We start from the raw sequence: 1,370 nt of genomic DNA on the forward strand, positions 1-1,370 counted from the left end.
ACTGCACTATTTCTTGAATCTCTCGCTTGTTAAAAGGGAGGTGCTTGTTCGGTCTAACTGAATTAATTCTTTCTTTTTCTAATGCCATACACGTTGTTTTAGTGTATAGTTATTTTAGGACCGGACATAATGAGTGCCGAATCAATAGTGAAGCTATCGCCAATGTCAAGGTGCTCCTCCGAGGGAGCAGACCTCTGTATGATTATCATTTTTTTAATAAGGGAAGTATAGTTTCGCTATTCATATAGCGATGTTCTGAACTGGAATATCTAGATATCTATTGTAGGGAATTTTTTTTAATAATCATTATATTAATTAAGTATATTATTTTAGATAATTGTTGTTGTAGAAGCATATAGAGTTATTTTAGTGAAACTTTTGTATATTTAGTTGCGATAAGAAAATTGTTGTGTAATAAATATGGAAATTAAACTATACTTTACAAAGCTGTTAGAGAAGTCAAACGAAATATCAACGAAGACTCTTCATGTTTTTTCAAAAGAACTTTCTGAAAGTCACTATAAATATGGTGTATTATTCGATTTTATTCAAGAAATTATGAACGTTAATGAAGAACCATGTGCGTTGAAAAATGCGATTTCTCAAATTGAGACTAGTATTTATTGTTTGACGTTGGGGCTTTATCGTCAATCCTATTCCTCATTAAGACTAGGGTTTGAATTAGCTTTAGGTTCAATACAATTCTCTGTAAATAAACTTGAGTTTTTAGAATGGCAAATGGGGAAACAAGATGTAAAATGGGTTAAAATTATAGATGAAGATAATGGTCTTATATCTAAAAGATATTTTGATATTTTTTTTCCGGAATTAACAGCACTATGTAATAATTATAATTCATCTTCTAAAAGGGTGTACAGAAAATTGTCTGAATTTGTACATGGTAATAACGGGACATGGAATAGAGAGGGGTTGGAATTATGTAAGTACCCCGTTTTTCAGACAGCAAAATCTGCTATTTTCTAATTTATTTTAGTACTTCTTCAGCTTCTTTTTTAGATATTTTTCTTGCTGCTTCAATCGGCGTACGATTACCCAGCCCTTCGTGTGGCCTATGATTGTTATACTCCTGAATCCATTCATCGGTAAGATCTCTTACATCAGACAAGTTAAAGAACAGGTGTGCATCCAATATTTCTCTACGGTAGCTCCGGTTGAATCGCTCAATGTATCCATTTTGAGTTGGTTTCCCTGGTTGAGTATATTGAATAGTGATACCTTGTTTCTTGCACCACAAGTCGAAATGATGACTTGTGAATTCAGGGCCATTATCCACTCTGATGCTACAAGGTTTGCCTCTCCAATCCATTATCCGCTCTAAAGTGCGGGTTACTCTTTGGGAACAAATAGAA

The 1,370-nt window shown here is 33.6% G+C and carries 2 protein-coding genes; one reads left to right on the plus strand and one right to left on the minus strand.

Annotated features, from left to right (window positions below; all coding sequences use genetic code 11):
- Positions 1–420 precede the first annotated feature (420 nt).
- Positions 421–984, plus strand: coding sequence for a hypothetical protein (locus DC487_RS17140; RefSeq protein WP_116777201.1), 564 nt, complete (start codon positions 421–423; stop codon positions 982–984).
- Between the two features lies 1 nt (position 985).
- Here DC487_RS17140 and DC487_RS17145 read toward each other — a convergent pair.
- On the minus strand, positions 986–1,370 hold a 385-nt coding region (locus tag DC487_RS17145), incomplete at its 5' end, for an integrase core domain-containing protein (protein WP_133228689.1).

Origin of the sequence: Sphingobacterium corticibacter (assembly GCF_003076635.1) — a bacterium.
GTDB classification, from domain to species: Bacteria; Bacteroidota; Bacteroidia; order Sphingobacteriales; family Sphingobacteriaceae; genus Sphingobacterium; species Sphingobacterium corticibacter.